19 protein-coding genes and 4 pseudogenes are annotated in these 24608 nt (G+C 68.6%); 9 read left to right on the plus strand and 14 right to left on the minus strand.

Going from position 1 to position 24608, the window contains the following annotated elements:
• Positions 1–174: 174 nt before the first annotated feature.
• Together IEY98_RS27810 and IEY98_RS27815 are read left to right on the plus strand one after the other, a co-directional pair.
• Entirely contained in the window at positions 175–2691 is a 2517-nt protein-coding gene (locus tag IEY98_RS27810; protein WP_189213638.1) for a collagenase, read from the plus strand.
• A gap of 121 nt (positions 2692–2812) precedes the next feature.
• Positions 2813–3973, plus strand: coding sequence for a S1 family peptidase (locus IEY98_RS27815; protein WP_308425933.1), 1161 nt, complete (start codon positions 2813–2815; stop codon positions 3971–3973).
• Between the two features lie 178 nt (positions 3974–4151).
• Here the strand turns inward: IEY98_RS27815 and IEY98_RS27820 are convergent, their stop codons facing one another.
• Positions 4152–5570: an aminopeptidase P family protein gene (locus IEY98_RS27820; RefSeq protein WP_189213640.1), complete on the minus strand. Its 1419-nt coding sequence runs from the start codon at positions 5568–5570 to the stop codon at positions 4152–4154.
• A 167-nt stretch (positions 5571–5737) separates the two neighbouring features.
• Here IEY98_RS27820 and IEY98_RS27825 point away from each other — a divergent pair, with 167 nt between their 5' ends.
• Together IEY98_RS27825 and IEY98_RS27830 are read left to right on the plus strand one after the other, a co-directional pair.
• Positions 5738–6679 carry a LysR family transcriptional regulator gene (locus IEY98_RS27825; protein ID WP_189213641.1) on the plus strand — a complete coding sequence of 314 codons (942 nt, stop codon included), beginning with the start codon at positions 5738–5740 and terminating at the stop codon, positions 6677–6679.
• A 144-nt stretch (positions 6680–6823) separates the two neighbouring features.
• Complete coding sequence (locus IEY98_RS27830) at positions 6824–7777, plus strand: LysR family transcriptional regulator (RefSeq protein ID WP_189213642.1); 954 nt, start codon at positions 6824–6826, stop codon at positions 7775–7777.
• A gap of 55 nt (positions 7778–7832) precedes the next feature.
• On the opposite strand, the pseudogene IEY98_RS33325 reads toward IEY98_RS27830, so the two are convergent.
• The 6 genes and pseudogenes from IEY98_RS33325 to IEY98_RS27855 form a co-directional block, all read right to left on the minus strand.
• Positions 7833–8441 (minus strand): annotated as a pseudogene (locus IEY98_RS33325) (response regulator transcription factor); the annotation flags it as partial.
• A gap of 33 nt (positions 8442–8474) precedes the next feature.
• Positions 8475–9452 carry an ABC transporter ATP-binding protein gene (locus tag IEY98_RS27835; RefSeq protein ID WP_189213643.1) on the minus strand — a complete coding sequence of 326 codons (978 nt, stop codon included), beginning with the start codon at positions 9450–9452 and terminating at the stop codon, positions 8475–8477.
• The gene (locus tag IEY98_RS27840) at positions 9449–10420 is read right to left on the minus strand and encodes an ABC transporter ATP-binding protein (RefSeq protein ID WP_189213644.1); all 972 of its coding nucleotides are present in this window, start codon (positions 10418–10420) and stop codon (positions 9449–9451) included. Before IEY98_RS27840 ends, IEY98_RS27835 begins: the two co-directional genes overlap by 4 nt.
• Positions 10417–11406: an ABC transporter permease gene (locus tag IEY98_RS27845; protein ID WP_189213645.1), complete on the minus strand. Its 990-nt coding sequence runs from the start codon at positions 11404–11406 to the stop codon at positions 10417–10419. The genes IEY98_RS27840 and IEY98_RS27845 overlap by 4 nt, the downstream gene beginning before the upstream one ends.
• Positions 11406–12338, minus strand: coding sequence for an ABC transporter permease (locus IEY98_RS27850; protein WP_189213646.1), 933 nt, complete (start codon positions 12336–12338; stop codon positions 11406–11408). Before IEY98_RS27850 ends, IEY98_RS27845 begins: the two co-directional genes overlap by 1 nt.
• Positions 12335–14005 carry an ABC transporter substrate-binding protein gene (locus tag IEY98_RS27855; protein WP_189213647.1) on the minus strand — a complete coding sequence of 557 codons (1671 nt, stop codon included), beginning with the start codon at positions 14003–14005 and terminating at the stop codon, positions 12335–12337. The genes IEY98_RS27850 and IEY98_RS27855 overlap by 4 nt, the downstream gene beginning before the upstream one ends.
• Before the next feature lie 327 nt (positions 14006–14332).
• Between IEY98_RS27855 and IEY98_RS27860 the strand changes: the two genes are divergently transcribed.
• Positions 14333–16828 carry a collagenase gene (locus IEY98_RS27860; RefSeq protein WP_189213648.1) on the plus strand — a complete coding sequence of 832 codons (2496 nt, stop codon included), beginning with the start codon at positions 14333–14335 and terminating at the stop codon, positions 16826–16828.
• 269 nt (positions 16829–17097) lie between these two features.
• Here the strand turns inward: IEY98_RS27860 and IEY98_RS27865 are convergent, their stop codons facing one another.
• The 5 genes and pseudogenes from IEY98_RS27865 to IEY98_RS33480 all read right to left on the minus strand — a co-directional run.
• Complete coding sequence (locus IEY98_RS27865; RefSeq protein WP_189213649.1) at positions 17098–17532, minus strand: hypothetical protein; 435 nt, start codon at positions 17530–17532, stop codon at positions 17098–17100.
• A 734-nt stretch (positions 17533–18266) separates the two neighbouring features.
• Positions 18267–18773, minus strand: coding sequence for a WD40 repeat domain-containing protein (locus IEY98_RS27870; RefSeq protein WP_229787596.1), 507 nt, complete (start codon positions 18771–18773; stop codon positions 18267–18269).
• Positions 18774–18890, minus strand: a pseudogene (locus tag IEY98_RS33470) (hypothetical protein); the annotation flags it as partial.
• Positions 18891–18895: 5 nt separating this feature from the next.
• Positions 18896–19282: pseudogene (locus IEY98_RS33475) on the minus strand (WD40 repeat domain-containing protein); the annotation flags it as partial.
• Between the two features lie 5 nt (positions 19283–19287).
• Positions 19288–19527: pseudogene (locus IEY98_RS33480) on the minus strand (WD40 repeat domain-containing protein); the annotation flags it as partial.
• Positions 19528–19583: 56 nt separating this feature from the next.
• Here IEY98_RS33480 and IEY98_RS27890 point away from each other — a divergent pair.
• Positions 19584–19802 (plus strand): hypervirulence associated TUDOR domain-containing protein, encoded by a 219-nt coding sequence (locus IEY98_RS27890; RefSeq protein WP_189213651.1) that lies wholly within the window; start codon positions 19584–19586, stop codon positions 19800–19802.
• A gap of 57 nt (positions 19803–19859) precedes the next feature.
• Here the strand turns inward: IEY98_RS27890 and IEY98_RS27895 are convergent, their stop codons facing one another.
• Positions 19860–20486, minus strand: a complete 627-nt coding sequence (locus IEY98_RS27895) for an AraC family transcriptional regulator (protein ID WP_189213652.1) — start codon at positions 20484–20486, stop codon at positions 19860–19862.
• 126 nt (positions 20487–20612) lie between these two features.
• On the opposite strand from IEY98_RS27895, the gene IEY98_RS27900 reads away from it, so the two are divergent.
• Positions 20613–20975 (plus strand): DUF4345 family protein, encoded by a 363-nt coding sequence (locus tag IEY98_RS27900; RefSeq protein ID WP_189213653.1) that lies wholly within the window; start codon positions 20613–20615, stop codon positions 20973–20975.
• Positions 20976–21171: 196 nt separating this feature from the next.
• Here the strand turns inward: IEY98_RS27900 and IEY98_RS27905 are convergent, their stop codons facing one another.
• The gene (locus IEY98_RS27905; RefSeq protein ID WP_189213654.1) at positions 21172–22260 is read right to left on the minus strand and encodes a YncE family protein; all 1089 of its coding nucleotides are present in this window, start codon (positions 22258–22260) and stop codon (positions 21172–21174) included.
• 120 nt (positions 22261–22380) lie between these two features.
• On the opposite strand from IEY98_RS27905, the gene IEY98_RS27910 reads away from it, so the two are divergent.
• On the plus strand, positions 22381–23613 hold the full coding sequence (locus tag IEY98_RS27910) for a sensor histidine kinase (protein WP_229787597.1): 1233 nt from the start codon (positions 22381–22383) through the stop codon (positions 23611–23613).
• A complete protein-coding gene (locus IEY98_RS27915; protein ID WP_189213656.1) occupies positions 23601–24254 on the plus strand; it encodes a response regulator transcription factor in 654 nt (217 codons plus the stop codon). The genes IEY98_RS27910 and IEY98_RS27915 overlap by 13 nt, the downstream gene beginning before the upstream one ends.
• Positions 24255–24608 lie beyond the last annotated feature (354 nt).

Below are 24608 nucleotides of genomic sequence, written 5' to 3' on the forward strand. Positions count from 1 at the left end.
TCGCCGGTCAGGCACGTTTATAGGCCCGTCCTATCTGGGGCTGAGATAGCTGGGTGGCGCATCGGCGTGTGACGCTGTGCTCACGGTCAGGTTCCCTGCCACCCTGCCGAAGCGACGTCCGGCGTCGCTCCACTGGAAAGAGAAGTCATGAACCTTCAAGGGTTTCGACGACGCATGCCCGCAATCCTGCTCGCAGTCGCCGTGGCACTTGGCGCGACAAGCGTGGTCCCAGCGCGAGCGGATGTCGCGTCGCCAACCGAACGTGCTGTACCGACAGGAACAGATACTTCCTTCCCGCACTTCACGCGATCGGCCTTCCGGGCCGACCAGAGGCCGCCGCGTTCGGCGTCCTCCCACGAATTGCGCCGCACCTACGACAGCCCTCAGCAGGAATCGGCGGAGCCGCGTCCGTCGATGAACGGCGCGAAAACGGCCGCCACGTGCAACGTCTCTGACTTCACCAGTCGCACCGGATGGGCGTTGGTGGACCAGATCCGAGCATCGACCACTGAGTGTGTGAACACGCTGTTCAGCCTCACCGGTTCCGACGCGTACCACGCGTTCCGCGAGACCCAGATGACCAGCGTCGCCTACGGTCTTCGGGACAACGGCACCTCGTATCCGGGCAACAACTCGACCGGAACCGCTCAACTGGCGCTTTACCTGCGCGCTGGCTACTACGTCCAGTGGTACAACCCCACCGACGTGGGACAGTACGGACCGACGCTTCGCGCGGCAATCCAGTCCGGACTGGACGCGTTCTTCAACAACCCGAACGCGTTCGCCGTCAGCGATGCCAACGGTGAGACCCTGTCCGAAGCCGTCACGCTCATCGACAGCTCGGAGCAGAACGCCCGCTATCTGTACGTCGTCAAGCGCCTGTTGACCAGCTACAACTCCACCTACGACAGCTCATGGTGGATGCTCAACGCGGTCAATAACGTCTACACGGTCCTGTTCCGTGGCCACCAAGTGCCAGAGTTCGTCTCCACCGTCCGGGCTGACCCGAGCATCACGGACACGCTGTACAACTTCGCCTCCCGCCACCTGAACCTGCTCTCGGGGGAACGGAGCTATCTGACGTCCAACGCTGGCCGGGAACTGGGCCGCTTCCTGCAACACACCTCCCTGCACTCGAAGGTGCGGCCCTACGCCAAGGGCCTGCTGGACATGTCGTCGATCCGCGGTTCCACGGCGGCGTTGTGGGTTGGCGTGGCGGAGATGACCGACGCCTACGACAAGGCCAACTGCACCTATTACGGCACATGCGATCTCCAGAGGCGTCTGGCTGCCGAAGTGCTACCGATCAACCACTCGTGCAGCACCTCGTTACGTATCCGCGCGCAGCAGATGACCTCGACCGAGCTGTCGCAGACCTGCACGTCTCTGCTCGAGCAGGATGCCTACTTCCACCGCGTGGCCAACGATCCCGGGCCGGTCTCCGGTGACCGCAACACGAGCCTGGAAGTGGTCGTCTACGACTCCAGCACGGACTACCAGACCTATGCGGGAGTCATGTGGGGGATCGACACCAACAACGGTGGCATGTACCTGGAGGGTGATCCGTCGGCCTCCGGGAACCAGGCTCGGTTCATCGCCTACGAGGCGGAGTGGCTGCGGCCGACGTTCGCCATCTGGAACCTCAACCACGAGTACACCCATTACCTCGACGGCCGGTTCGACATGCACGGCGACTTCACGTCGAACGTGTCCACTCCGACCATCTGGTGGATCGAGGGCTTCGCCGAGTACATCTCCTACTCCTACCGCAACGTCACCTACGACGCGGCGATCACCGAGGCGGGCAAGCGCACCTACGCGCTCAGCACCTTGTTCGACACCACCTACAGCCACGACACCACTCGAATCTACCGGTGGGGCTACCTCGCGGTGCGCTACATGCTCCAGTCGCACCGCGCCGACATGGACGCTGTGCTGGGCTACTACCGCTCGGGAAACTGGAGCGCCGCGCGCACTTTCCTCAAGAACACCATCGGCAACAGGTATGACTCCGACTGGTACAACTGGCTGTCCGCCTGCGCTGCGGGCAGCTGCGGTGGCGGTGGAGGCGGCAACCAAGCGCCCGCAGCGGACTTCGCCACGTCGGTCAACGGACTCACCGTCTCGTTCACCGACCGATCCCGCGACCCCGACGGCACTATCGCCGCACGACGCTGGGACTTCGGCGACGGCACCATTTCCACAGCCACCAACCCGACCAAGTCGTTCGCCACGGCGGGCACCTACCAGGTGACCCTGGCAGTGACCGACAATCAGGGGGCCAGGGCCACAGCTACCCGGTCAATCACGGTCGGCAACAGCACCCTGCCCGAATGCACCATGACCGACACCCGCGCACTGGGCAAAGACTGCTCGCGCAGCAACCGCGGCACCTCGGCTGGTCAGTACGACTACCTCTACCTCTACGTCCCCGCTGGCGCGACCGATCTGCGCATCACCAGCACCGGAGGAACCGGCGACTGCGACCTCTATTACAACCCGACCGGCTGGGCGACCACCTCCGCTTACACGCAACGGTCCACCGGAACCGGCAACACCGAAACCGTGACCATCGCTACCCCGCCCACTGGCCACAACTACGTGAGCCTGCACGGCAAGACAGCCGGCTGCGCCGGGGTCACCGTCGCCGCCACCTTCGTAGCCGGGCAACGTGGCACGCCCGCCATCTGAGCACAACTCAGGTCCGTCAGGTATCCAGCACCCACGGGAAGGTCAGATGAGAAGCAGACGACTAACGGCGCTCACCCTAGCCGCGGGAGTACTGACCACGGCACTCGTCGGCACGCCCGCCATGGCCGCGCCGGATCCGCGCCCCGAAGCGGCACGAGCGGTCGACACCGCAGCGGCCCAACTCGCCCGCGACCACGGCGTGAGCACCGCCGAGGCCGCGCGGCGCATCGAGCGCCAGGACGCCCAGCTCGCGATGGCCGACGAGATGAAGGCCCGGCTCGGTCAACGGTTCGGCGGCGCGTGGATCGACCACGACCGGGGCGGGCGGCTCACCGTCGCGGTCGCCGGACCCGAGAAGGCGACAGCGGGCGCCCTCACGCGGACTGTCACCGACGCGGCCGCCAGCAAGGGGCTCACCGACACGCACACGGTGTTCGTCAAGCGCACCGAAGCGGACCTTGACCGCATCTCGGCCAGGCTCGCGGAGCGCATCGCGGGCGCGAACAGCGGCGCCGAGCACGGGCTCCAGTCCGCGATCGATGTGACCCGCAACCTGGTGCGCCTTGACCTGCCGAAGGACAAGGCGCTGACCAAAGCCCAGCAGGAAGTCGTCAACTGGGCCAGGAACACCTACGGCGACGCGATCGAGGTCGCCCACTACGCCAATCCGTCGGTCCCGCGCTACTGCGGCGGTCAGTACTCCTGCGACCCGCCGCTGCGCTCCGGGCTGGCCACCTACATGGGCGGAGGCCGGTGCACCACGGCGTTCATGACCTACGCGGGAAGCTATTACTACATGCTCACGGCCGGTCACTGCGCCGAGATGGGGTCGTACTTCTCCGTCCCCACCTACACCTATGGCACCCAGACCGTGGGTGTGACCGCGGGCTACGACTTCGGGTACTACGGTGACTCGGCGGTCGTCCGCGTCAGCGACGCCTCCTGGTGGCAGCCGCGCGGATGGGTGTACCCGCAGACGGCGATCCGCTCTTACGGTTACGACTACGTCGGGCAGTACGTCTGCAAGCAGGGTTCCACCACCGGTTACACCTGCGGACAGGTCACCGAGACCAACGCGACGGTCTACTACCCCGGCCGCACGCTCACGGGCATGACCTGGAGCACCGCGTGTGTTGCCGCAGGCGACAGCGGCAGCGGCGTCTACTACGGCTCCCGCGCGTACGGCATCCTGAGCGGTGGGCCCAACAGCGGATGCGGCATGATCCACGAGCCCATCACCCGCGCGCTCAGCCGTTGGGGGGTGACGCTCCTGGCAGGCTGACCACCTGAGTCGGTGGCCGTCGCACCCGGACGCGACGGCCACCGACGCATGCGCGCGGCTTCCTTAGTCACCCCAGGCCGAACTCAGGTCCGGTGACCATCTCGCTGTCCACGTCCCGGATCAGCGACCCTCTCGACGTGGCGGGATCGACAGCCTGGGCAGCCGCCATCGCGCGGTGCTATGCGATCCGCCGACGCGCAGCGACCCAGTCCGCGATGCCGTCCGGATCGATCGGCAGCGCCGCGGACAGGATCTCGGCGGCGGTGTCGGTCACCACCAGGTCGTCTTCGATCCGGACGCCGATGCCACGCAGCTCGGGCGGGACGGTGAGGTCATCAGGGTGGAAGTAGAGCCCAGGCTCCACAGTGAGCACCATCCCGGGTGCCAGTTCGGCGTCGTGGTAGGCCGCGGGTCGCGCGTCCGCGCAGTCGTGCACGTCCAGTCCGAGGTGGTGGCCGGTGCCGCAGACGATGTAGCGGCGGTGGTGCTGTCCGTTGCTCGCAAGTGCCTCGTCCACCGACACCGGAAGCAGTCCCCAGTCGCTGAGCCCTTGCGCGAGCACGGCCATCGCGGTGTGGTGGAAGTCGCTGAACACCCTGCCGGGGCGGACTTCGGCCAGCGCGGCGACGTGGGCGGCGTGCACCAGGTCGTACACCTGGCGCTCGGCGGGGGAGAACGACCCGGAGACCGGCATGGTGCGCGTGACGTCCGCGGTGTAGAGGGTGTCGGCCTCGACCCCGGCGTCGATGAGAATCAGGGCGTCCTCGGCCACCGGACTGTCGCACCTGGTCCAGTGCAGAATCGGCGAGTTGGCGCCGGACGCGACGATCGAGGCATAGCCGGGGCCGTTCCCGAGAGTGCGCGCCCGCCGGTCGAAGGTGCCTTGCAGCCAGCGTTCTCCCCCGGCGAGGACGGCCTTGCCGAACTCGGCCGCGACATCGGCGAATCCCACGATCGTCGCGTCCACCGCTGCCCGCAGCTGCGCGATCTCCCAATCGTCCTTGATCCGCCGCAGCTCCGCGAGCGTGAGGCGCAGTTCGGGGCTGTGCCCACCGACCAGCGCGCTGAGCCGGGGATCGTCCGCGGGCGCCGCGAGGATGCCGGGGTGCCTGCCGCGAAGCGCCCGGGAAAGGTCGTCCACGGGGCGGCACGGAATACCGAGGGCACGCGCCCAGTCACCGGGTTCGGCCTCCCTGCCGACCCAGAATCGGCTCCGGTCGGCGTCGGCGAAGAAGTCCGCGTCATCGACGGGCGCCGGGGCGGGGAGGAACAGGGTCGCCTCGTGCCCGCCGGCGACCGGCGTCATGACGAGGACCGCGCCGGGAACCTGGCAGCCGGTGAGCCAGACGAAGTCGGAGTTGGCCCGGAAGCCGTGGAACGTGTCGTTGGACCGGACCGATGGCAGCCCTGATGCCACCGCGATGCGCTGCCTCGGCAGCGCGGCGGACAGCCGGTCGCGGTGCGCCGCTGCGGCCGCGGCCGTCTCCGGGGCACACGGAGCGGGTGTCTCCCAGCGGTCCCAGTCGGTCTGGATGGCCGCTCGGAACCCTTCGGCGTCGACCAGTTGGGCCATGTCTCGGCGGGTCCGCCTGCTCATGCTCATGCACCTTTCGTCGGCTGTCGGTGTCACCCAGTCTCGCCGTCGAAGAGGGCGAAGCAGTAATGCGGAGTGGCATAACGATCACTGATAGCGGACCGGTCATAGCGCGCTCCTATCCGCCAATTCTATGAATCGGTCGGATCGGCAGAACCTACACTGCACGAATGGACCTGGACCTCCGCCACCTACGCACTGTCGCGGTGATAGCCGAGACCGGCAACCTGACGAAAGCGGCGGCGGTGCTGGGGCTGACCCAGCCCGCGCTCTCGAGTCGGCTCAAGCGGCTGGAGGGCTGGATCGGCGCGCCGCTGTTCATTCGGAGGCAGACCGGCATGGAGCTGACCGCGGTCGGCAGGTTCACGCTGCTGCGGACCCGTGCGATCCTCGCGTCGGTCGCGGAACTGCGGCGAGGGGCGCTCCAGTTCACCCACAATGTCGATCCGATGATCACCATCGGCGGTTCGGCCGACTCGGTCCTGCTGGGGCTGGCAGACCGCCTGGCGACTCATCTGCCGCTCATGGAAGCCCACATCCTCATGGAGTACTCGCCGGTGCTGCTGCGCGATCTCGTGTTGGCGGGCCGACTCGATGCGGCCACCACAGTGGAATACCCCGGTTTCCCCACCCTCGCCCACGAATCGCTGCACTCCGAGGTCATCGCCGAGGAGCCGGTCTTCATCGCGATCTCGGCCGCCGATCCGCTGGCCGAGCGCGGCGCGATCGATCTGGCCGACCTGGCCCGCCATCGGTGGGCGATCTCGCCACCAGACGGGGCCGGGTGGCCGGACTGCTTCCGCGTCGCCTGCGCCGAGCACGGCTTCGATCCGGACGTGCGGTACACCACGCCGAACGCGGGCTCCATCCACGCGCTTGTCACGGCGGGGCGGGTCGTGTCGCCGGTCCAGCCCTCCTACCCGGCCGACCACCTCGTCGCCGTCCGGCCACTGACCGGGAACCCGGTCGTCCAGCGGCATGTCCTGCTGTGTCCCCGCGACGGAGTGCTCACCTGTCAGCTCGGTCTCCTGACGGAGCTCGCCACCGAGGCGTACTGGTCGTACGTCCGAGACCACACCGATCATTTCGCACTTCTCCGGTGCGGTGGGTGACCGCCGGGAAGGCGGGCGCCCGGGCCCTGAGGCGCGGCCGAACCAGAGCCGGAGGCCACAGCCGGTTCCGGGAACCGGAGCGCGGGCGTACCTGAGCACCATGAACCCGGAAACGGACAATCCCCGAAAGGCAGTGTTCGTGCCATGGCTGCCACCAGACTGGAGTTGCGCCACCTGCGCACGCTGTGCGTGATCGCCGACGCGGGCAGTCTCGGCCAGGCGGCACTGGCTCTGGACCTGTCCCAGCCCGCGGTCAGCAAGCAGCTGAGCAGGTTGGAAGCGCTCATCGGAGGAAAACTGTTCACCCGGAGCAATCATGGCGTCCGCCTGACCCCCCTCGGTCAGGACGTGGTGGACGAGGCAAGGGACATCATCGCTCGCGTCGATGTGCTCGGCGTCCGACCGTCGAAGACTTCGGTGGCGGTCACCACGCTGCGGATCGCGGCGACGCACACCCCGGTGCTTCCCGGTCTGGTCGCCAGGATCAAGGCCGCCTACCCGGATATCGGCATCACGGTGCGCAGCGAGTACGCGATCGACGCGCTGGTGACGTTGCTGGAAACGCGCGAGGTTGACGCTGCCCTGGTGCTTGACTACCCCGGTCGGGAACTGCGCGAGTCCGCCACCATCGCTCGGCGCGTCTTCGCGAACGAATCGTCGTTCGTGGCCCTGCCGACCGGACATCCGCTGTCGCGTCGGGTCGAACTCGCTCTCGACGAGTTGTCGGGGGAGGCGTGGTTCGTCACCCCCAGCGACGGAGCGGGCTGGCCGGACGTGTTCTACCAGGCCTGTGCCCAAGCGGGCTTCACGCCCGCGAAGACCCACGAGTTCCTTGGTGACAAGGCGCTCCACGGCCTGATCGCTGAAGGTTTGGGCATCACCGCATGCCAACCCACCACCGCCGCCGTGCCCGGGGTCCTGGTCAAGCCCCTTCGCGGATCGCCGATCCGCTACCGCCAGCTCCTCGCATGGCATCGCCAAGGCCCCGCTCACCCGGTGTCGGCCGACCTGCACCGATTCGCCGCGGAGGCGTACCGGGAACTGGCCTCACGGGCGCCGCACCTGCAGGCGTGGCTTCGCCGCCGGGCGCTAGCCTGAGCCCCACTCCGCGCAGCGTGTGCAGGTAGCGGGGGTGGGTCGCGGTGTCGCCCAGCTTACGCCGCAGCAGGTGAAGGTGGACGTCGATCGCGCGGTTGACGTCGTGCGTCGCTCCCGGCCACACCTCGCGGACCAGGTCGCGTCGGGTCACCACCTCGCCAGCCCGGTTGGCCAGGCAGGCCAGCATGTCGAACTCGCGCCGGGAGAGGCTGAGCGGCTTGCCGCTCAGCCACGCCTCCCGGCTCGCCAGCTCGATCCGCAGATCGCCGATGGTCAGCGTGCCGCTGCGGTCGCTGTGGCCGCGGCGGAGCGCCACCCGGGCGCGAGCCAGCAACTGCGCCGCCGAGAACGGTCGAGAGAGGAAGTCGTCGATGCCCGCGGTGAGGAGCCCGGCCGGGTCCACCGGTCGGGGAGACTCGATCAGGACCAGTGCGGCCGCCGTGCGTCGTCGGATGATCAGGACCGACTCGGTGATCTCCGGGATCGACCCGTCGACCAGCACCAGGTCGATTCGCTCGCGGCCGATCGCCGCGCATGCCGCGGCAAGCCGGTGTACGACCTCGACCTGGTACCCGGTGTCGGCGAGGGCTCTGGCGACGCCAGCGCCCGATCCCGGGGGCGTAAGCAGGAGAATCGACGCAAGCATGGGAGAAGGGGACAGCATCCGACGTGCCGGGACAACCGGCTTCGCCGAATGTCATGGCCCCTCATAACCCGAGGGAATGGCCGGTTCGGGAAAGTGACACGCGACGACTCCCCGGCTGGTGCGGACCAGCTCGGGCCGCTCCACCCGACATAGGTCGGCGGCCTTCGGACACCGCGGTCGGAAGGCGCAGCCGGACGGCGGGTCGGCCGGGTTCGGCGGGTCGCCGGACAACACGATCCTGGTCCGCGTGCGTTCCACCAGCGGATCGGGCACCGGCACAGCCGACAGCAGGGCCTGCGTGTACGGATGAGCGGGCGCGGTGTAGAGCTGCTCGCGATCGGCGACCTCGACCACCCGGCCGAGGTACATGACCGCGATCCGGGTGCAGACCTGCCGCACGACCGCGAGATCGTGTGCGATGAACACATAGGACAGGCCAAGGTCGCGGCGAAGTTCCGCCAGCAGGTTGATGATCTGCGCCTGGATCGAGACGTCCAGCGCGGAGACCGGCTCGTCGGCGACGACCAGCCTCGGCTCGGTGATCAACGCGCGGGCTATCCCGATCCGCTGCGCCTGGCCGCCGGAGAACTGGTGGGGGTAGCGGTCGATGTGTTCGGCGGCCAGTCCGACCCGATCCAGCATCTGCCGCACGGCGGCGCGCTCATCGACCTCGGGCCGCAGGATGCGCAGCGGTGTCCCGATGATCTCACCGACCGTGTGCCTGGGGTTCAGCGACGAGAACGGGTCCTGGAAGATCATCTGGAGTTCTCTGCGCAGCGGGCGCATCCGGCGCTGGCCGAGATGGGTGATGTCCTGCCCCGCGAACGTTATCCGACCCGCGCTCGGATCGAGCAGTCGGACGAGCATGCGGCCGGTGGTCGACTTCCCGCATCCGGATTCGCCCACCAATCCGAGTGTCTCGCCCGCGTGCACGGTGAGATCGACGCCGTCCACCGCCTGGATCACGCGGCGGCGTCCTGCGGGGAACGTCTTGGCCAGCCCGGCAACTTCAAGCAGGGGCGCGGTCATCTCGTCTCCTCCAACAGGTGGCAGGCGGCGCGATGCGCCGGACCGGGCTGGGGCAGGAGCGGCCTGCTGACCGCGCACGGCAGCCGCTCCTGGCGCTCCGCGCAGCGGGGGTGGAAGCGGCAGCCGTCGGGCGGGCTCAGCAGCGATGGCGGGTTGCCGGGAATGGGGATGAGCGCGGCCTCGGCGTCACCGTCGAGACGGGGCAGGCAGTTCAGCAGGCCCCGGGTATAGGGGTGGCGCGGCTCGGCGAACACGGTCAACGCCGGCCCGTGCTCGACCGCGGCACCGGCGTACATGATCAGCACCTCGTCCGCGGCCCGTGCGACGACGCCGAGGTCGTGGGTGATCATGAGCACGGCCAGGCCGTGGTCCTGCTGGACGCGAGCGATCAGCTCCAGGATCTGCGCCTGCACGGTCACGTCCAGCGCCGTCGTGGGCTCGTCGGCGATGAGCAGCTCTGGCTCGCAGGCCAGCGCCATCGCGATCATCACCCGCTGGCGCATACCACCGGAGAACTGGTGCGGGTACTCGGCCAGCCGCCGCTTGGGGTCGGGAATGCCCACCTCGCCCAGCACCTCAGCGGCCCGCAGGCGGGCCGCCCTCCGCCCGGCGCCGAAATGCAGCCGGTAGGCCTCCGCGATCTGCTCGCCGACGGCATAGGCTGGGTGCAACGACGACAGCGGGTCCTGGAAGACCATCGCCATCCGCCGACCGCGCATCCGGCGGACCTGGTCAGCCGGGGCACCCACGACCTGGACGCCGTCCACTTCGATCGAACCCTCCACCGCGGCGTCGCGGTGCAGTCCCATGATCGCCAGGCTGGACACCGATTTGCCGGAGCCGGACTCGCCGACGATGCTCAGGGTCCGTCCCCGGTCGAGGGTGAAGGACAGACCGTCGACGGCGCGCAACGCGCCACGACCCGTGGTGAACGTGACCCGCAGATCCCTTACTTCCAGCAGGCTCATGAGACGCGCACCCTCGGGTCTACGACTGCGTAGAGGAGATCGACCAGCACCGTGAAGAGGGTGATGAAGAACGCGGCGAGCAGCGCCACGCCCATCACCACCGGCTGGTCCGACTTGTTGATGGCGTCGATGGTCAGCTGGCCGATACCGGGCAGCCCGAACACGCTCTCGGTGATGATCGCGCCGCCGAGCAGCGTGCCGAGGTCCATGCCGAACACCGTGACGATCGGCGTCAAGGCCGAACGCAGTCCGTGCTTGATCACGACGACCCGCTCGGGCAGTCCTTTGGCCCGTGCCGTCCTGATGTACGGCTCGGAGAGCGTCTCGATCATCGACGAGCGAGACAGCCGCGCGTACATCGCCGCGTAGAGCAAGGCCAGCACGATCCACGGCAGGATGAGGTTGCGCGCCCAGCCGAGCGGGTCGTCCCCGAAGTCCACGTAGGTCGGGAACGGTAGGAGCCCGGCGACCTGAACGACGAGGTAGAGGGCCATGAGGCCGGTGAAGAACACGGGCAGGGACGCGGCGGTCAGCGTCGCGGCCATGAGCGAGCGGTCGAGCCCGCTGCCCTTGCGCAGCGCCGAGCCGATGCCCACGGACAGGCCGATGACCAGCCACAGGACCGCGGCGCCCGCCGCGATGGACGCGGTCGTCGGCAGCCGGTCGACCATCAGGTCCCACACCGGGCGATCGGCCTGGTAGGAGAAGCCGAAGCAGGGGAAACCGCAGCGGACGGCCAAATCTCCGGTGCCGATGGTGCGACCGCCCACGATACCGCCCAGGTAGTCGGCGAACTGCTGCCACACAGGCTTGTCCAACCCCATCTGCCGGTGCAGCTCGGCGATGCGTTCTGTGGTGCAGCTCTTGCCGCACGCCTGGAGCGCGGGGTCGCTGGGCAGCAGGTAGAAGATCGCGAAGGTCGCCGCGCAGACGGTCAGCAGCACGAGCACCAAGCCCGCGACGCGGCGCAGCGCGAAACCCGCCATCAGGCGCCCTCCTTGGGATCGACGGCGTCGCGAAGGGCGTCGCCGAGCAGGGTGAAGGCGAGCACGGTCAGGAACAGGCAGGTGCCCGGGATGAGGAAGAACATCGGGTCGATCTGGTACCAGGCCATGGCCTTCTGCAACATCTGTCCCCAGGAGGGGGTGGGGGGTTGGACACCGATTCCGAGGAAGGACAGGGCGGCCTCGGTGCCGATATTGACCGGGATCGACAGCGCCGCGTACACCAGGATGGGGGCGAGCAGGTTCGGCAGGATCTCCCGGACCAGGATGCGCATCCGGTGCTGGCCGCCCGCGCGCGCGGCCTCGACGAACTCGCGCCGCCGCAGCGACAGGGTCTGCCCCCGCACGATCCGACCGACATACGGCCAGCCGAAGAAGCTGATCACCAGGACCAGCAGCAGCGTGCGGTCGCCGCCCGGCAGCACGGACACCAGCGCGATCATGAAGATGAGCTGCGGGAAAGACAGGACCAGGTCCATGGTCCGGCTGATGGCCGCGTCCACCCAGCCGCCGAAGTAGCCCGCGGCCATCCCGAGCACGGTGCCGATGACGACGGACACGCCGGTGGCCAGCAACGAGATCACCAATGAGACGCGGGCGCCGTAGGTGACGCGGGCGAGGACGTCGCGTCCGTTCACCGGTTCGACGCCGAGCCAGTGGTCCGCGCTGATCCCGCCCAGCACACCGATCGGCGGCCCGCCGAGGGACTTGTCGATCAGGTCTTCGTTGAACTCGTTCGGGCCGTTCCCGGTGAGCATGCTGATCAGTGGCGCGAAGACGGCCAGCAGCACGAACAGCGCCACGATGGCCAGGCCGACCCGGGCGGCGCGGTCGGCCCACACGCGTGCGGCGAGCGCTCGGAAGGGCGCGGCGGGGGCCGTCGGTTCGGCGGCCCCCGCGATCGTCGTCGTCATGCCACCGAGACCGTGGCGTAGTCGATCTCGCCCTGCCAGATCGGATGCCCGAAGGCCCCGCTGACCCGCGATCCCCGCAGCAGCGGCATCTTGTCCCAGACGAGCGGGACCGCGGGCATGAGCGCGACGATCCGGGCGTCGAGTTCGCCCCACGCCCGCTGGGCCGCGGCCGGGTCCGTCATCCCGGCGATCGCGTCGATCCGGGCGTTCACCTCCGCGTTGTTGAGCTGGCTGATGATCGTGTTCCCCTTGGGCTGGATGTTGCGCCCGTCGAACTTCTGCGGGATGAACGACGCCCCGTTGGGCCAGTCGGCGCACCAGCCGTCGAACACCATGTGGTCCTGACTGGCGGGTGTTCCGGTCGTGGAGTAGAAGACCGACGCGTCGACCGCGTTGATCCGCACGGTGACGCCGATCCTCGCCAACGAGGACTGAACCGCCTCCGCCGTGGCTCGCCCCTGGTCGCTGGACGTGGTGGTGAGTGTGACCTCGAAGCCCTCGGGCATGCCCGCTTCGGAGAGCAGGCCCCTGGCCCGCTCGACGTCGCCCTCCGGCGGCGCGGTGAACGCCTCGTTGACCGCGCCGCCGGTCAGCGCGGGCGGCATGTAGGACGAGGCGAAGTCGGCGATCGCCTCGCCGCCCTTGGCGGTCCGGTAGGATTCGCGGCTCAGACCGTATGCGACCGCTTCGCGCGCCTTCTGGTTGTCGAAGGGCGCCTTGGCGGTGTTGAACGCGAGCATGCGGGTGCAGATGCTCGACTCCGCGATGAAGCGCGCCCGGACATCGGGGTCGCCGAGCACCCTGGGCATGCTGGCCGCGGAGATGTCCTGCCAGGCGACGGCGGTCTGGTCCGGGCCCTGGTCGGCGATGAGGCGCTGGTCGATGGTGGCGGCCGAGAGCCCTTGCCGGACCTCGATGCGGTCGGGGTTCGCCTTGCGGATCGGGTCGGTCGACTGGTCCCAGTGCGGATTGCGGACCAGGATCAGCTCCTTGCCCCGGTCGTACTTCTCGACCATGTAGGGGCCGGAGGAGAACACCGCGTTGTCATAGTGGACGCCGGTGTCCTTCGCCTTGAGCACTGGCGCGGAGGTCGGCAGCGCCAGGATGTAGTCGAGGTCCGCAGTGGACCGGTTGAGGTGGAACACGATCGTCTGGTCGTCCGGAGTCTCGATGGAGGGCAGTCCCGCCGGGTCCTTGTACGGCCCCTCGTAGTCGTCCCCGCCGACGAGCATGTCCCGAAGGTAGCCGGGCCCCTCCTGGAGTTCGGCGTCGAAGATGCGCTCGATGCCGTACTTGACGTGCTCGCTGGTGACGGGCGTCCCGTCCTCGAACTTGACGCCGTCGCGCAGGCGATAGGTCCACGTCTTGTTGCCGTCGGACGGTGCGCCGAGCGCGGTAGCGAGGTCAGGGAGCACCTGGGTGCCCTCGGCCCCGGGAGCCGCCGCGTACGCGGTCAGCGTGCGGTACAGAGTGCGTCCTCCGAACAGGATGTCGCGCATGGTCCAGTTCTGAGCGGGGTCGAGATGGGCGAAATCGGCGGTCGCCAGGACGGTCAGGGTTCCTCCGCGACCCCCGGTGCTCTCGGCGGCCTGCCGGGGCGCCCCGCCGCAGGCGGTCAGTGCCACGACCAAGGCCGCGCCCACGGCGATGAGGGGTCGTCTCTTCATGCTGTGCTCCGGGAGGGTGCGGTGACAAAAGGCGATTCGCGGTCCCTGATCAGCGAGACGATGACCAGGGGACATGGCGGTGAACCGTAGCTAGCAGCGGTAACCGCGACCAGCCTCGTTAAGGCTGCGTTGAGGAAGTCGACTTGCGATAAATCCACGGAATGGCCTGCCTCGGCAGCTGTGCCTGCAGGACAGATTTATGGACTTTCTTATCGTTTGAGCGCGGATTATCGCCGATACGCTAACCCCGATAGTCGGTTCCAGTTGGAACGAGGCCACCCACCCTGCTCCTTGAAGTCGAAGCGACTTCACGAAAGGTGTCCCGTAATGAGAATCCGAACATCCCGTCACATCGCGGTCGCGCTCCTGGCCGCGGCCATCGCGCTGGGCGTGGCGAGCCCCGCGACCGCCCAGGACGCGGTCACGCAGGCCGCGCCCGCGCAGACCACGCCCGGCGACCCGCCACCCGCGGGCCACCCCGATGTCGACTCCGAAGCCGAGCACGTCGCGCGCACCGAGCTGCCGGTCTCCCGCCGAGCGCCGATGCCGTCCTCGGACGCCGAACTGCGCGCGGACTACGACGAGTCCGAAAGCCACACCGGCCAGGGCCGCGCAACATGCGGCTTTGTCGGGCTGAGTGGCGCCGCGCTCGCCGACTCGGTCGCCGCCGCCGACCCGAGCTGCGTCAGCGGGCTGTTCGCGCTCACCGGACAGGACGCGCGGCGAACACTCAGCGAGGCGAACATGGCGGCGGTGGCCGAGCGGCTCCGTACCGTCGCGGCAGCCTATCCGGGCGACGACTCCACCGGAGCGGGCAGGCTGGTGACGTTTCTGCGCGCCGGCTACCACGTCGCCTGGCACGAGACAGCCATCGGCGGCTACGGCGACGGCCTGACGGACTCCGTCCGCTCCACGCTGGACACGTTCTTCGCGGCCGAACGGGCCTTCGACGTCAGCGAGGGCAACGGCCGAGTGCTCAGCGAGGCCGTCCTGCTCGCGGACGGCGCTGGTCTCGGCGCCCGCTACCTGCCTGTGGTCAAGCGTCTGCTGAACGGCTACAACTCCGCGTACGACCGCCACCCCGGGATGGTGGACGCGGTCAACTCCGTCTACACGTTGCTGTTCCGCGGTCACACCCATCCTGAATTCGTCGCGGCGGTGGACAAGGACCGCGGGGTGCTCACCGCTCTGCGCGGCTTCGCCGTGCGGCACAAGGGCCTGCTCTCCGGAAGCAAACGCTTCCTGCCCGCCAACGCGGGCCGGGAGCTCGCGCGCTTCCTCCAGCACGACTCCCTGCGTCCGGCGGTGCGCCCGATGGTCCGCCAGCTTCTGGCCCAGTCCAGCAGGCGCGGCGGCACGGCCGCGCTCTGGGTCGGCCTCGCCGAGATGGCGGACAGCTACGACAAGGCGAACTGCGCCGCGTACGGCACCTGCGATCTACGAGCGACACTGTCGGCCGACGTGTTGCCGATCAACTACACCTGCGCCTCCACACTGCGTATCCGTGCCCAGGAGATGACCGCATCCCAGCTGAGCCAGACGTGTGCGAGCCTGCTCAACCAGGATGCCTACTTCCACAGTGTCGCCAGGGACCCCGGACCGGTCTCCGGTGACCGCAACACCAGCCTGGAAGTGGTCGTCTACAACTCCAGCACCGACTACCGCACCTACGCCGGTGCGCACTGGGGGATCGACACCAACAACGGTGGCATGTACCTGGAGGGCGACCCGTCGGCCTCCGGGAACCAGGCTCGGTTCATCGCCTACGAGGCCGAGTGGCTGCGGCCGACGTTCGCCATCTGGAACCTCAACCACGAGTACACCCACTACCTCGACGGCCGGTTCACCATGCACGGCGACTTCACGTCCAACATGCGCACGCCGACGGTCTGGTGGATCGAGGGCTTCGCCGAGTACATCTCCTACCACTACCGGGGAGTGACCTACTCATCCGCCATCACCGAGGCGGGCAGGCGCACCTACGCGTTGAGCACGCTGTTCGACACCACCTACAGCCACGACTCGACCCGGGTCTACCCCTGGGGCTACCTCGCGGTCCGCTACATGCTCCAGTCGCACCGCGGTGACCTGGACACCGTGCTGTCCTACTACCGCAGGGGCGACTGGAACGGCGCGCGGTCGTTCCTCCTCAACACCATCGGAACCCGCTACAACAGCGACTGGTACTCGTGGCTGTCCCGGTGTGCCAGCGGACAGTGCGACGGAGGGTCCGGCGGCAACCAGCCCCCCACCGCCGACTTCACCACCACCATCACCGGACGAACTGCCGCCTTCACCGACCGCTCCACCGACGCCGACGGCACCATCACCGCCCGCCGCTGGGACTTCGGCGACGGAACCACCTCCACCACCACCTCACCCACCCGCACCTACACCGCCGACGGCATCTACACCGTCACCCTCACCGTCACCGACAACAACGGGGCGACCGCGACGACCAGCAGGTCCGTCACCATCGGCTCCAGCTCGCTACCGGAGTGCACCGGCTCGGACACCAGGGCGCTCGGCAAGGACTGCCAACGCTCCAACCGGTCGGCGAGCAACAGCTACTACGACCACATGTACCTGCTGCTGCCCGCAGGCACAACGCAGCTGCAGATCACCGCTTCCGGCGGGTCCGGGAACTGCGACCTCTACTACAACGCGGGCACCTGGGCGACCTCGGACAACGCGACCCACCGCTCGACCAGCCCGGCCAACCAGGAATCCGTGACGGTGGCGAACCCGCCGTCCGGCTACGTCTACATCAGCCTCAAGGGCTCGACCGCGTGCACCGGAGTGGCGGTGAGCACCAGCTTCTGATCACCGGATGGTCCGTCCTCCGGCTCAGGCCGGGGGACGGACCTCCCAGTACACCCGCAACCCGTCATGCACCTGGGCGATGTGGCAGCGCGCCGTCGAAGTCTTCACCCGAGCATGGTGATGTTCCAGTCCGCATTGCAATCGCCACCGGCGGGACATGGGCGTTCTTGCCACGGAGAGTTGGCCGTGCAGACCACCTCTGAACTGCCCGGCCCGGGTTGCGCGGCGTCACGTCACAACCCGGGCCGAGCAGGTTCAGCTACACGTCATCACTTCGCGGTGCGACAGGTGTTGGGTCCTGCGTCATCGACACACACCCGGAAGACCAGGAACTTGATCGGGTGCTTCCATTTGATGTAGGAATCGAAGGTGGCGTACTTCGCCTTGCATCCCAGCTTGTTGTACCGGGCCGGGAGCCAGGTAGGGGACGTAAGACTCGTCTCATCCCAGACGCCCGCCTGGATGTAGACGGGGTGGTCGTCACACTTGTTGTCCCTGACCGACATCCTGACCGGCTTGTAGTACTGGTTGTTGACCTTCGTGAACGTCGCGCTGCCGCAGGCTCCGGCGAAACACGCATCCACCCGTCCGGTCGCCCCCGCGAGCTCCGATCCCCCGCCCTCGGCGGCCGAAGCCGCACCGACGCCCATCCCCAACAATGCCAAAACAGTGGCAATGATGGTGATTATCCTGCCTCCACGCATTTCATCTCCCCTCGTCGAGGTGGTGCTCTAGCAACGCCATCCTGACACGAATTGCAACCCGATGTGTCGAACTTCGAAGACGTGCAACCCACTTTTTCCTCACCCATCAAGCAATCATCTCGATTCGTCCGACTAAGTCCAACGGTGGCATATGTGCCGTCCTATGACGCATTCGGCGCCGTGCGAATTTTGAGCGTCGTGACGGACTTGCCGCGATCCCGGTTCCAGGACAACAGGGCACCGACCGGCGGCGCGGTCAGAGGCGCGGAGCGCCTAAACAAGCAGGAAATGGCGCGTCGACGCCGACGTAAGCAGTGCACGGCGCCAAGATGAGGGTCGAGTGATGGTCCCAGGCAGGCGGCGTGACCGGGCTCGGTCCAGATCGTGGCCCTGTAGCCCGGGCAGCACGTTGCGGAAGCGTGGCGTCGTCCACGCGCCCGATGATCCGTGCGTGCGGATGGAACGAACAGGACTTGGCCAGGCGTCGCTCGTGGCGGTGGGCCTGATCAACGTGTCAAGGGCAGGAGCGTGACGACAGCGGTCATCGTCTTCGCTGCGGTGTTGTTCTCGGCATGAGTTTCTACTTCGGCGTAGAGGCAACCACGGCCGCACCGCTGTTCGCCGTGGCATGATGCGGGACGGGCCCTCGCGGCGGTGCTGGTCAGGTCGGGTTCGCGCCGCTGGTGACGTGGTCAGGGCCGACCCGTCATCGCATCCCTTGGAGCCACGGACGATCAGGTGCAGGTCGTGCGGTAGGGCATTTCCGGCATCGCTTGTGTCCACTCGTCTGTTGTGCGGTCGCGGGCGAGGGTGTCGCAGATGTGGTTTGTCGTGTGTTGCGGGTCGGTGTTCCACAGGGTGACGGTCTTGTCAGCGCTGGCGGTGGCCAGGGTGTGGCCGTCCGGGCTGAAGGCGACGGCTCTGACCGGTTCGGTGTTGCCGCCGGTGAGGGTGGCCAGGCGTGTGTGGGTGGTTGCGTCCCACAGGACGACGGTGTGATCGGTGATGCCGGTGGCCAACGTGCGACCATCGGGGCTGAACGCCAGGGAGGTCACCGAGCCCGCATTGCTCGCGAGGACAGCCAGGCGGGTGTGGCGAGCCGCGTCCCACAGCACCACGGTTCGGTCTATGCCCGCAGTGGCGAGGACGCGTCCGTCGGGGCTGAACGCGACGTCCCTCAGCGCCCCGGTATGACCAACGAGGGTGGCGAGGCGGGTGTGGCGGGCCACGTCCCACAGCACCACGGTCCGGCATATGCCCGCGGTCGCGAGGACGCGTCCGTCGGGGCTGAACGCGAGCCCGTGAAGCCGGTCGGGGTGGGCAGGGTGACCAAGGAGGTTCGGTGCGCCACGTCCCAGAGGATCAGATTGCCGTCGGCGCCAGCGCTGGCCAGGACGCGGCCGTCCGGGCTGAACGCGATGTCGTGGACTTGGTCGGTGTGCCCGGTGAGGCGGACAGGTTCTGCGCGATCTTCGGTGTGCCACAGGGTGACGGTCTGGTCGAGAGTGCGGGGCGGGTGCTCGTCGGAACCCGTGGCCGCGGCCAGGGTGCGGCCGTCTGGGCTGAACGCCACGGCATTGACTTGGCCGCTGTCGCCGATGAGGGTGGCCACGGGGGTGCGGTATCCTGCGTCCCACAGCATCGCCGCGCCATCCATTCCAGCACTGGCGAGGGTGCGGCCGTCCGGGCTGAACGCGATGTCGTTGACCCAGTCGCGGTGGCCTGCGAGGGCAGCTTGGTCGGGTCCCACAGGATGACCGTCCCGGTCTCGCCTGCCGAGGCGAGCAGGGGTATCCGGGGGTTGAAGGCCAGCGTGTAGATGTTGTCGGGGTGGCCGGTGAGGCGGGCCAGGAGGTTATGGCTCGCGGTGTCCCACAGCAGAACCCGGTGGTCGTGTCCTGCGGTGGCCAGCATGCGGCCGTCGGAGCTGAACGCGACCGCCCTGGCGGCGCCGGTGTGGCCGGTGAGGGTGGTCAGGTGTGCGCGTTGTGCCACGTCCCTGGGAGGCGGCGTCGTATCCGGTCCGCTCTACGAGCGGTGAGGAGCGTGCCATGGCCGAGGACAAGTTCCGCAAGGGCGACAAGGTGGAGTGGAGCAGCCACGGGGGCAAGGCGGTCGGCGAGGTCGAGGAGGAGATCACCGAGGACACCGAGGCCGCGGGCCGAACCGTCCGCGCGTCCAAGGAGGACCCGCAGTACCGGGTCCGCAGCGACAAGAGCGGGAAGGACGCGGTGCACAAACCTGGAGCGCTGCGTCGCGCCGAGGATTGAGCGCGGGCACCCCTCGGTACCGCCCCGCCGGACACTCAAGGCTGCCGACCTCTGCGGTTATCCCGCTGGGGCGCCGTCCGATCCCGGGTCGATGACGATTCGGGCATTTCTCGTGAGCACCGTGCTCGCGGTCAGCCCGAACATGTCGTGGAAGGAGTCGCTGAAGTGGCTCGGCGAGGCGAACCCGGCCTCCGCCGACGCCCTGGTGAGGTCCGCGCCGCGCGCCGCGGCCGCCGCGACGCACAGCATCCGCGCCCACAGCCGGTAACGGCGGAAGCTGGTGCCGGTCTGCGCCGAGAACAGGTGCAGGAACCGCGACGTCGACAGCCCGACCTCACCGGCGACCCGCGGCGCGCTCAGGCACGGATGCGAGCGGAGCAGGCCCAGCGCGGTCCGGACGCGCTCGTCAGTGAGGTCCGGGTCCAGATAGAGGAACAGCATCTGGCCCTCGGACACGACCTGGTGCCGCGTCCTGGCCGGAATGAGCGCGCTGCGGACCGTCCGTTCATCGTCACCGACACGCAGCAGGAACGGCGCGTCGACGCCGACGGCGAAGCAGTGTACAGAGCCGAGATGCGGGTCGAGGTCGAGCGATGGCCCCAGGTAGGCGGCGTGACCGGACCCGATCCAGATCGTGGCCCGGTCACTCGGGCAGCACGTTTCCGGAAGCGCGGCGTCGTCCACGCCCCCGATGATTCCACGCGTGCGGATGAGACGAACGAGACTCGGCCAGGCGACGCTCCCGGCGATGGGCCTGATCAAGGTGTCAGGGGCGGGAGCGGTGCCGGCGCGCCGGTCCGGGGAGGGAGCGTGACGACAGCGGTCATCGTCCTCACCGCGGTGTTCTTCCTCGGCATGGGACTCTACGCTCTCGCCGCTCCAGCGGCCCTCGCCAAGCCGTTCGGCATCGCCGTCGACGCCCCGGAGAGCCGATCGGAGATCCGAGCCGTCTACGGCGGCTTCGGCCTGGCGATCGCCACCGTCCTCATCACCGCCCTGTTCCTCCACGACCTGCGCACCGGCGTGGTCGTCACGGTCGGGGCCGCCCTCGCAGGAATGGCCCTGGGCAGACTCGTCTCCCGGCTCACCGACACACCCACACGGTTCTACCCGGTCTGGTTCTACTTCGGAGTCGAGGCGATCACGGCCGCGCTGCTGTTCGCCGTGGCATGACGTGGGACCGGCCTCGCGGCAACGCTGGTGAGGTCGTGGATCACAGACGCTCCGCTTCTGCTTGCTAGTTGACGCGGACAGTTAGGCGTAGCCGTACCCTCGGATAGACGGCGAGCACCGTACGATCGGCGACCGCGCGTGGACAGCCCACGTCACCGGGGGGTGGCGGTGACGTGGGCCGGACCGTGTACGGCTCTCAGATAACCCGGACGACCTCGAGTTTTTCGATGTTGACCTCGGCGATCGTGAGGTCCTTGTTCAGCACCCATGCGACCTTGGAGTCGGTCCTGAACGTGATCGCCTGGCGCGGCTCGTCGAGTCCGATGACGGTGCCCAGCACCGTACGGTCGACGGGGTTGATGACAGTCAGCGTGTTGTCGGCGCTGTTGCCGGAGAGCAGAACCGTCCCGTCCGGGGACAGGGCGGCTCCGTAGGGCTTCGCGCCGACCGGCACCGTGTGCTCCGCGACGCCGGTCGCGGTGTTGATGACGACGATGGTGTTGGTGCTGCTGCTGGCGGCGTACACCCACTTGCCGTCGTTGCTGACGGACAGGCCGCGCACGTCGTCGACCTGGACCTTGTGCCGCAGTGCGAAATCGCCGGGGTCCAGGATGCTGATCGAGTCGTCCCGGAAGTCGGTGACGAACAGTTGGTCGCCGGTCCGGGAGAGCTTGATTCCCTGGCGAGGCTCCAGGAATCCGGTGTGGACGATCTCAGGCCTCCTCTCGTGCAGGTTGATCCTGGTGACGGTGCCCGACGCGTGGTTGTTGGCGTACAGCGTCTTGCCGTCACCGGTCTGCGCGGTGCCGAAGACGCCCACGCCGAGCGGCAGCCGCTCCACGACCGTGTAGGTCAGCAGCGAGATGCGGTCCAGCACTCCGAGCGTGCTGTCAGACACGGTGAAGCTCAAGCCGTCCGGCGCGAAGAGGATGTTGCGCGGAGTGGCGTACCCCGGGATCTCCCGCCTATCGCCGCTGGCCAGGTTGACCACGACCAGCTTGCGGACGTCGGACCGCGTCACCACGGCGATGGTCTGGGCGGGGTTGATCGCCATGGAGTTGTTGGTGATGTCGCCGAAGGGCCGGACGTCGCTGTAGGCGCCGAACCCGAACGGCACCGACTGCGCGCCGACGACCTCCGCAGGCGGCGTGTCGGCCGAAGCCATGGTGCCCATCAGGGAAAGCGCGGCCACGGCGGCTGCGGCCGTCATCAGGCCGCGCTTGACTCTGGTGTGTTTCATCTCGTTTGTCTCCAATGCAACAAATGCCCCCATGGCGAGAAACACTAGGGATCGAGCCGAGAGCCTTCGACCCAGAAGGCGCCCAACAGCGTGGTGGTGCAGGCGCTACTGTGCGCGCCGCGAGAAGTCGATCATCGCGGGTAGGGTGGTCGTATGGCGCAAGTCGTGCCTCGACCGCGGACCGGGGCGGGTCTCGTCCGCGCCGTCCCCGATGCGTTGGAACGGCTCGCGGACGGTTTGGCCACGGCCGTGCTGGCGGTGGTCGGGATGGCGGTGCTTTGCCTCACCGCCGTGCTGTGCCTCGTCGGCGTCGGGTTGCCGCTGGTGCCCGTAGCGCTCCGCCTGGTGCACGTCGTCGCGGACCGGGAACGAGCGCGGCTGAGCCGATCTGGCCCACCCGTGCTCAGCCCCGGACCCGCGCCGAGCCGCCTCGCCGACGCGGTGCGGAGTCGCGCGACACGCCGCGAGCTGGCCTGGCTGGCAGTCCACGCCGTCGGCGGACTGCTGCTGGGCGCCTCCGGACTGACGATCGTGCTGAACATCGTGCGAGACGGGACTTTCCCGCTGTGGTGGCGTCTTCTGCCGCCGGATGCCGCCACGCCGTCGCTGGGCCTGTGGGTCGTCCACGACATGGCGGACGCGCTCGTCGTCGGGTTGCTGGGATTCGGGTGGATGGCCATGGCGCTGTTCCTGCTACCGGTGTTGTCCAGGCTGCAGGGCATGCCTGGGCGCAAGTTGCTCGACGTGGGTACCGCCGCCGATCCGGCGCTGCGGATCGCCCACCTGACCGCCACCAGGGCCGCCGCGCTCGACGCGCACACCGCCGAGCTGCGCCGAATCGAACGGGCGCTGCACGACGGCACGCAGAACAGGGTCGTGGCGGCCATCGTGCTCCTGGGAGCGGCGCGCCGCGCACTGGCCCGCGGCGCCGAGGACACGGACGTGATCCTCGGCCGCGCGCAGGAGACCGCGGAGGAGGCGCTGGCCCAGTTGCGGGCCGTCGTCCGCGGCGTCTTCCCGCCCGTGCTGGCCGACCGGGGCCTGACCGACGCGCTCGCCGAACTGGTCGCGGATTGCCCGGTGCCGTGTGTGCTCGACGTCGATGTGGGCAGATGCGCGGCGTCGGTGGAGGCGACGATCTACTTCGCGATCGCCGAGGCGCTGACCAACATCACCAAGCACAGCGGCGCGCGCAGCGCGTACGTGACGATCCGCGGCGAAGGAGGCCGGGTGCGGGTGGAGGTGTTCGACGACGGGTGCGGCGGCGCGAACGTCGACCGCGGCTCCGGCCTCAACGGCATCCGACGGCGGATCGAGGCGCACGACGGCACCTTCACCCTGGCCAGCCCGCCGGGTGGGCCGACCGTGTTGGCCATGGGCCTGCCATGCGGCTTGTGATCGCCGACGACGACCCGCTTCTGCGGGAAGGGGTCGCCATGCTGCTGCAGGCCGAAGGGCTCGACGTGGTGGCGACCGCGGCCGACCCGCAGGAGTTCCTCGCCGCGGTGGACGCGCTCCGGCCCGACACGGCGATCGTCGACGTGCGGATGCCGCCGACGCACACCGATGAGGGCATCGGCGCCGCGGTGGCGGCCCGGCGGCGCAATCCGGATCTCGCGGTGCTCGTCCTCTCCGCCTACGTCGAACGGGCCTTCGCCGTCGAACTGATGGCGTCCGGCGCCGCCGGGCTCGGGTACCTGCTCAAGGAACGGGTCGGCCGGGTCACGGAGTTCCTCGACGCGCTGCGGCGGGTGGCGGCGGGCGGCACCGCCATCGACCCCGAGGTCGTCGCCCAGCTGTTGACCCGAACCCCCGCACGCGCCCAACTCGACCGCCTCAGCCCCCGCGAGCGCGACGTGCTCGCGCTGATGGCCGAGGGTCTGGGCAACAAGGCCATCGGCGAACAACTGGTCGTCAGCGACGGCACCGTGCATAAGCACATCCGCAGTATCTTCGCCAAACTCGACCTCCCACCGGACGACCGGGCGGACCGCAGGGTCACCGCAGTGCTTCGCTACCTCAGACTCCGGGACAGCTGAAAGGGCGGGATGGGGAGACACGGCGCATGGTCCATGAAGAAGGTTCTGGAGCGCCTTTGCGCCCGACCCGCCAGTCGCCCGGACGGGAGAACGCCCCGACGAGCGCCGCGAGGCTGATCCGCTTTCGCTGCGCGCACGTCTTCTGCCGTTCGCAGTGCCGCCGGTCACTGCCGACTCGGACCCCACCGCCGCACTACATGGCAGCGGACCGTGGGGAGAACGATCGCTGGTGGGCACCCGCTGGGCCCCGGTGTGGCTGGATGGGCTCTATGAGCTGCGGACGCCTGCGCGCGGACGACAGGTCTTGCCGGGCGCGTCCGTCGGTGGCGACGGCGGTTCGATGCTGAGCGGCTC

It is taken from the genome of Actinokineospora fastidiosa, from assembly GCF_014648415.1.
Lineage (GTDB): Bacteria > Actinomycetota > Actinomycetes > Mycobacteriales > Pseudonocardiaceae > Actinokineospora > Actinokineospora fastidiosa.

Coding starts and splice junctions, on each gene's coding strand:
- IEY98_RS27810 (WP_189213638.1), top strand. CDS start 175: ATGCCCGCAATCCTGCTCGCAGTCGCCGTGGCACTTGGCGCGACAAGC.
- IEY98_RS27815 (WP_308425933.1), top strand. CDS start 2,813: ATGGCCGCGCCGGATCCGCGCCCCGAAGCGGCACGAGCGGTCGACACC.
- IEY98_RS27820 (WP_189213640.1), bottom strand. CDS start 5,570: ATGAGCAGGCGGACCCGCCGAGACATGGCCCAACTGGTCGACGCCGAA.
- IEY98_RS27825 (WP_189213641.1), top strand. CDS start 5,738: ATGGACCTGGACCTCCGCCACCTACGCACTGTCGCGGTGATAGCCGAG.
- IEY98_RS27830 (WP_189213642.1), top strand. CDS start 6,824: ATGGCTGCCACCAGACTGGAGTTGCGCCACCTGCGCACGCTGTGCGTG.
- IEY98_RS27835 (WP_189213643.1), bottom strand. CDS start 9,452: ATGACCGCGCCCCTGCTTGAAGTTGCCGGGCTGGCCAAGACGTTCCCC.
- IEY98_RS27840 (WP_189213644.1), bottom strand. CDS start 10,420: ATGAGCCTGCTGGAAGTAAGGGATCTGCGGGTCACGTTCACCACGGGT.
- IEY98_RS27845 (WP_189213645.1), bottom strand. CDS start 11,406: ATGGCGGGTTTCGCGCTGCGCCGCGTCGCGGGCTTGGTGCTCGTGCTG.
- IEY98_RS27850 (WP_189213646.1), bottom strand. CDS start 12,338: ATGACGACGACGATCGCGGGGGCCGCCGAACCGACGGCCCCCGCCGCG.
- IEY98_RS27855 (WP_189213647.1), bottom strand. CDS start 14,005: ATGAAGAGACGACCCCTCATCGCCGTGGGCGCGGCCTTGGTCGTGGCA.
- IEY98_RS27860 (WP_189213648.1), top strand. CDS start 14,333: ATGAGAATCCGAACATCCCGTCACATCGCGGTCGCGCTCCTGGCCGCG.
- IEY98_RS27865 (WP_189213649.1), bottom strand. CDS start 17,532: ATGCGTGGAGGCAGGATAATCACCATCATTGCCACTGTTTTGGCATTG.
- IEY98_RS27890 (WP_189213651.1), top strand. CDS start 19,584: ATGGCCGAGGACAAGTTCCGCAAGGGCGACAAGGTGGAGTGGAGCAGC.
- IEY98_RS27915 (WP_189213656.1), top strand. CDS start 23,601: ATGCGGCTTGTGATCGCCGACGACGACCCGCTTCTGCGGGAAGGGGTC.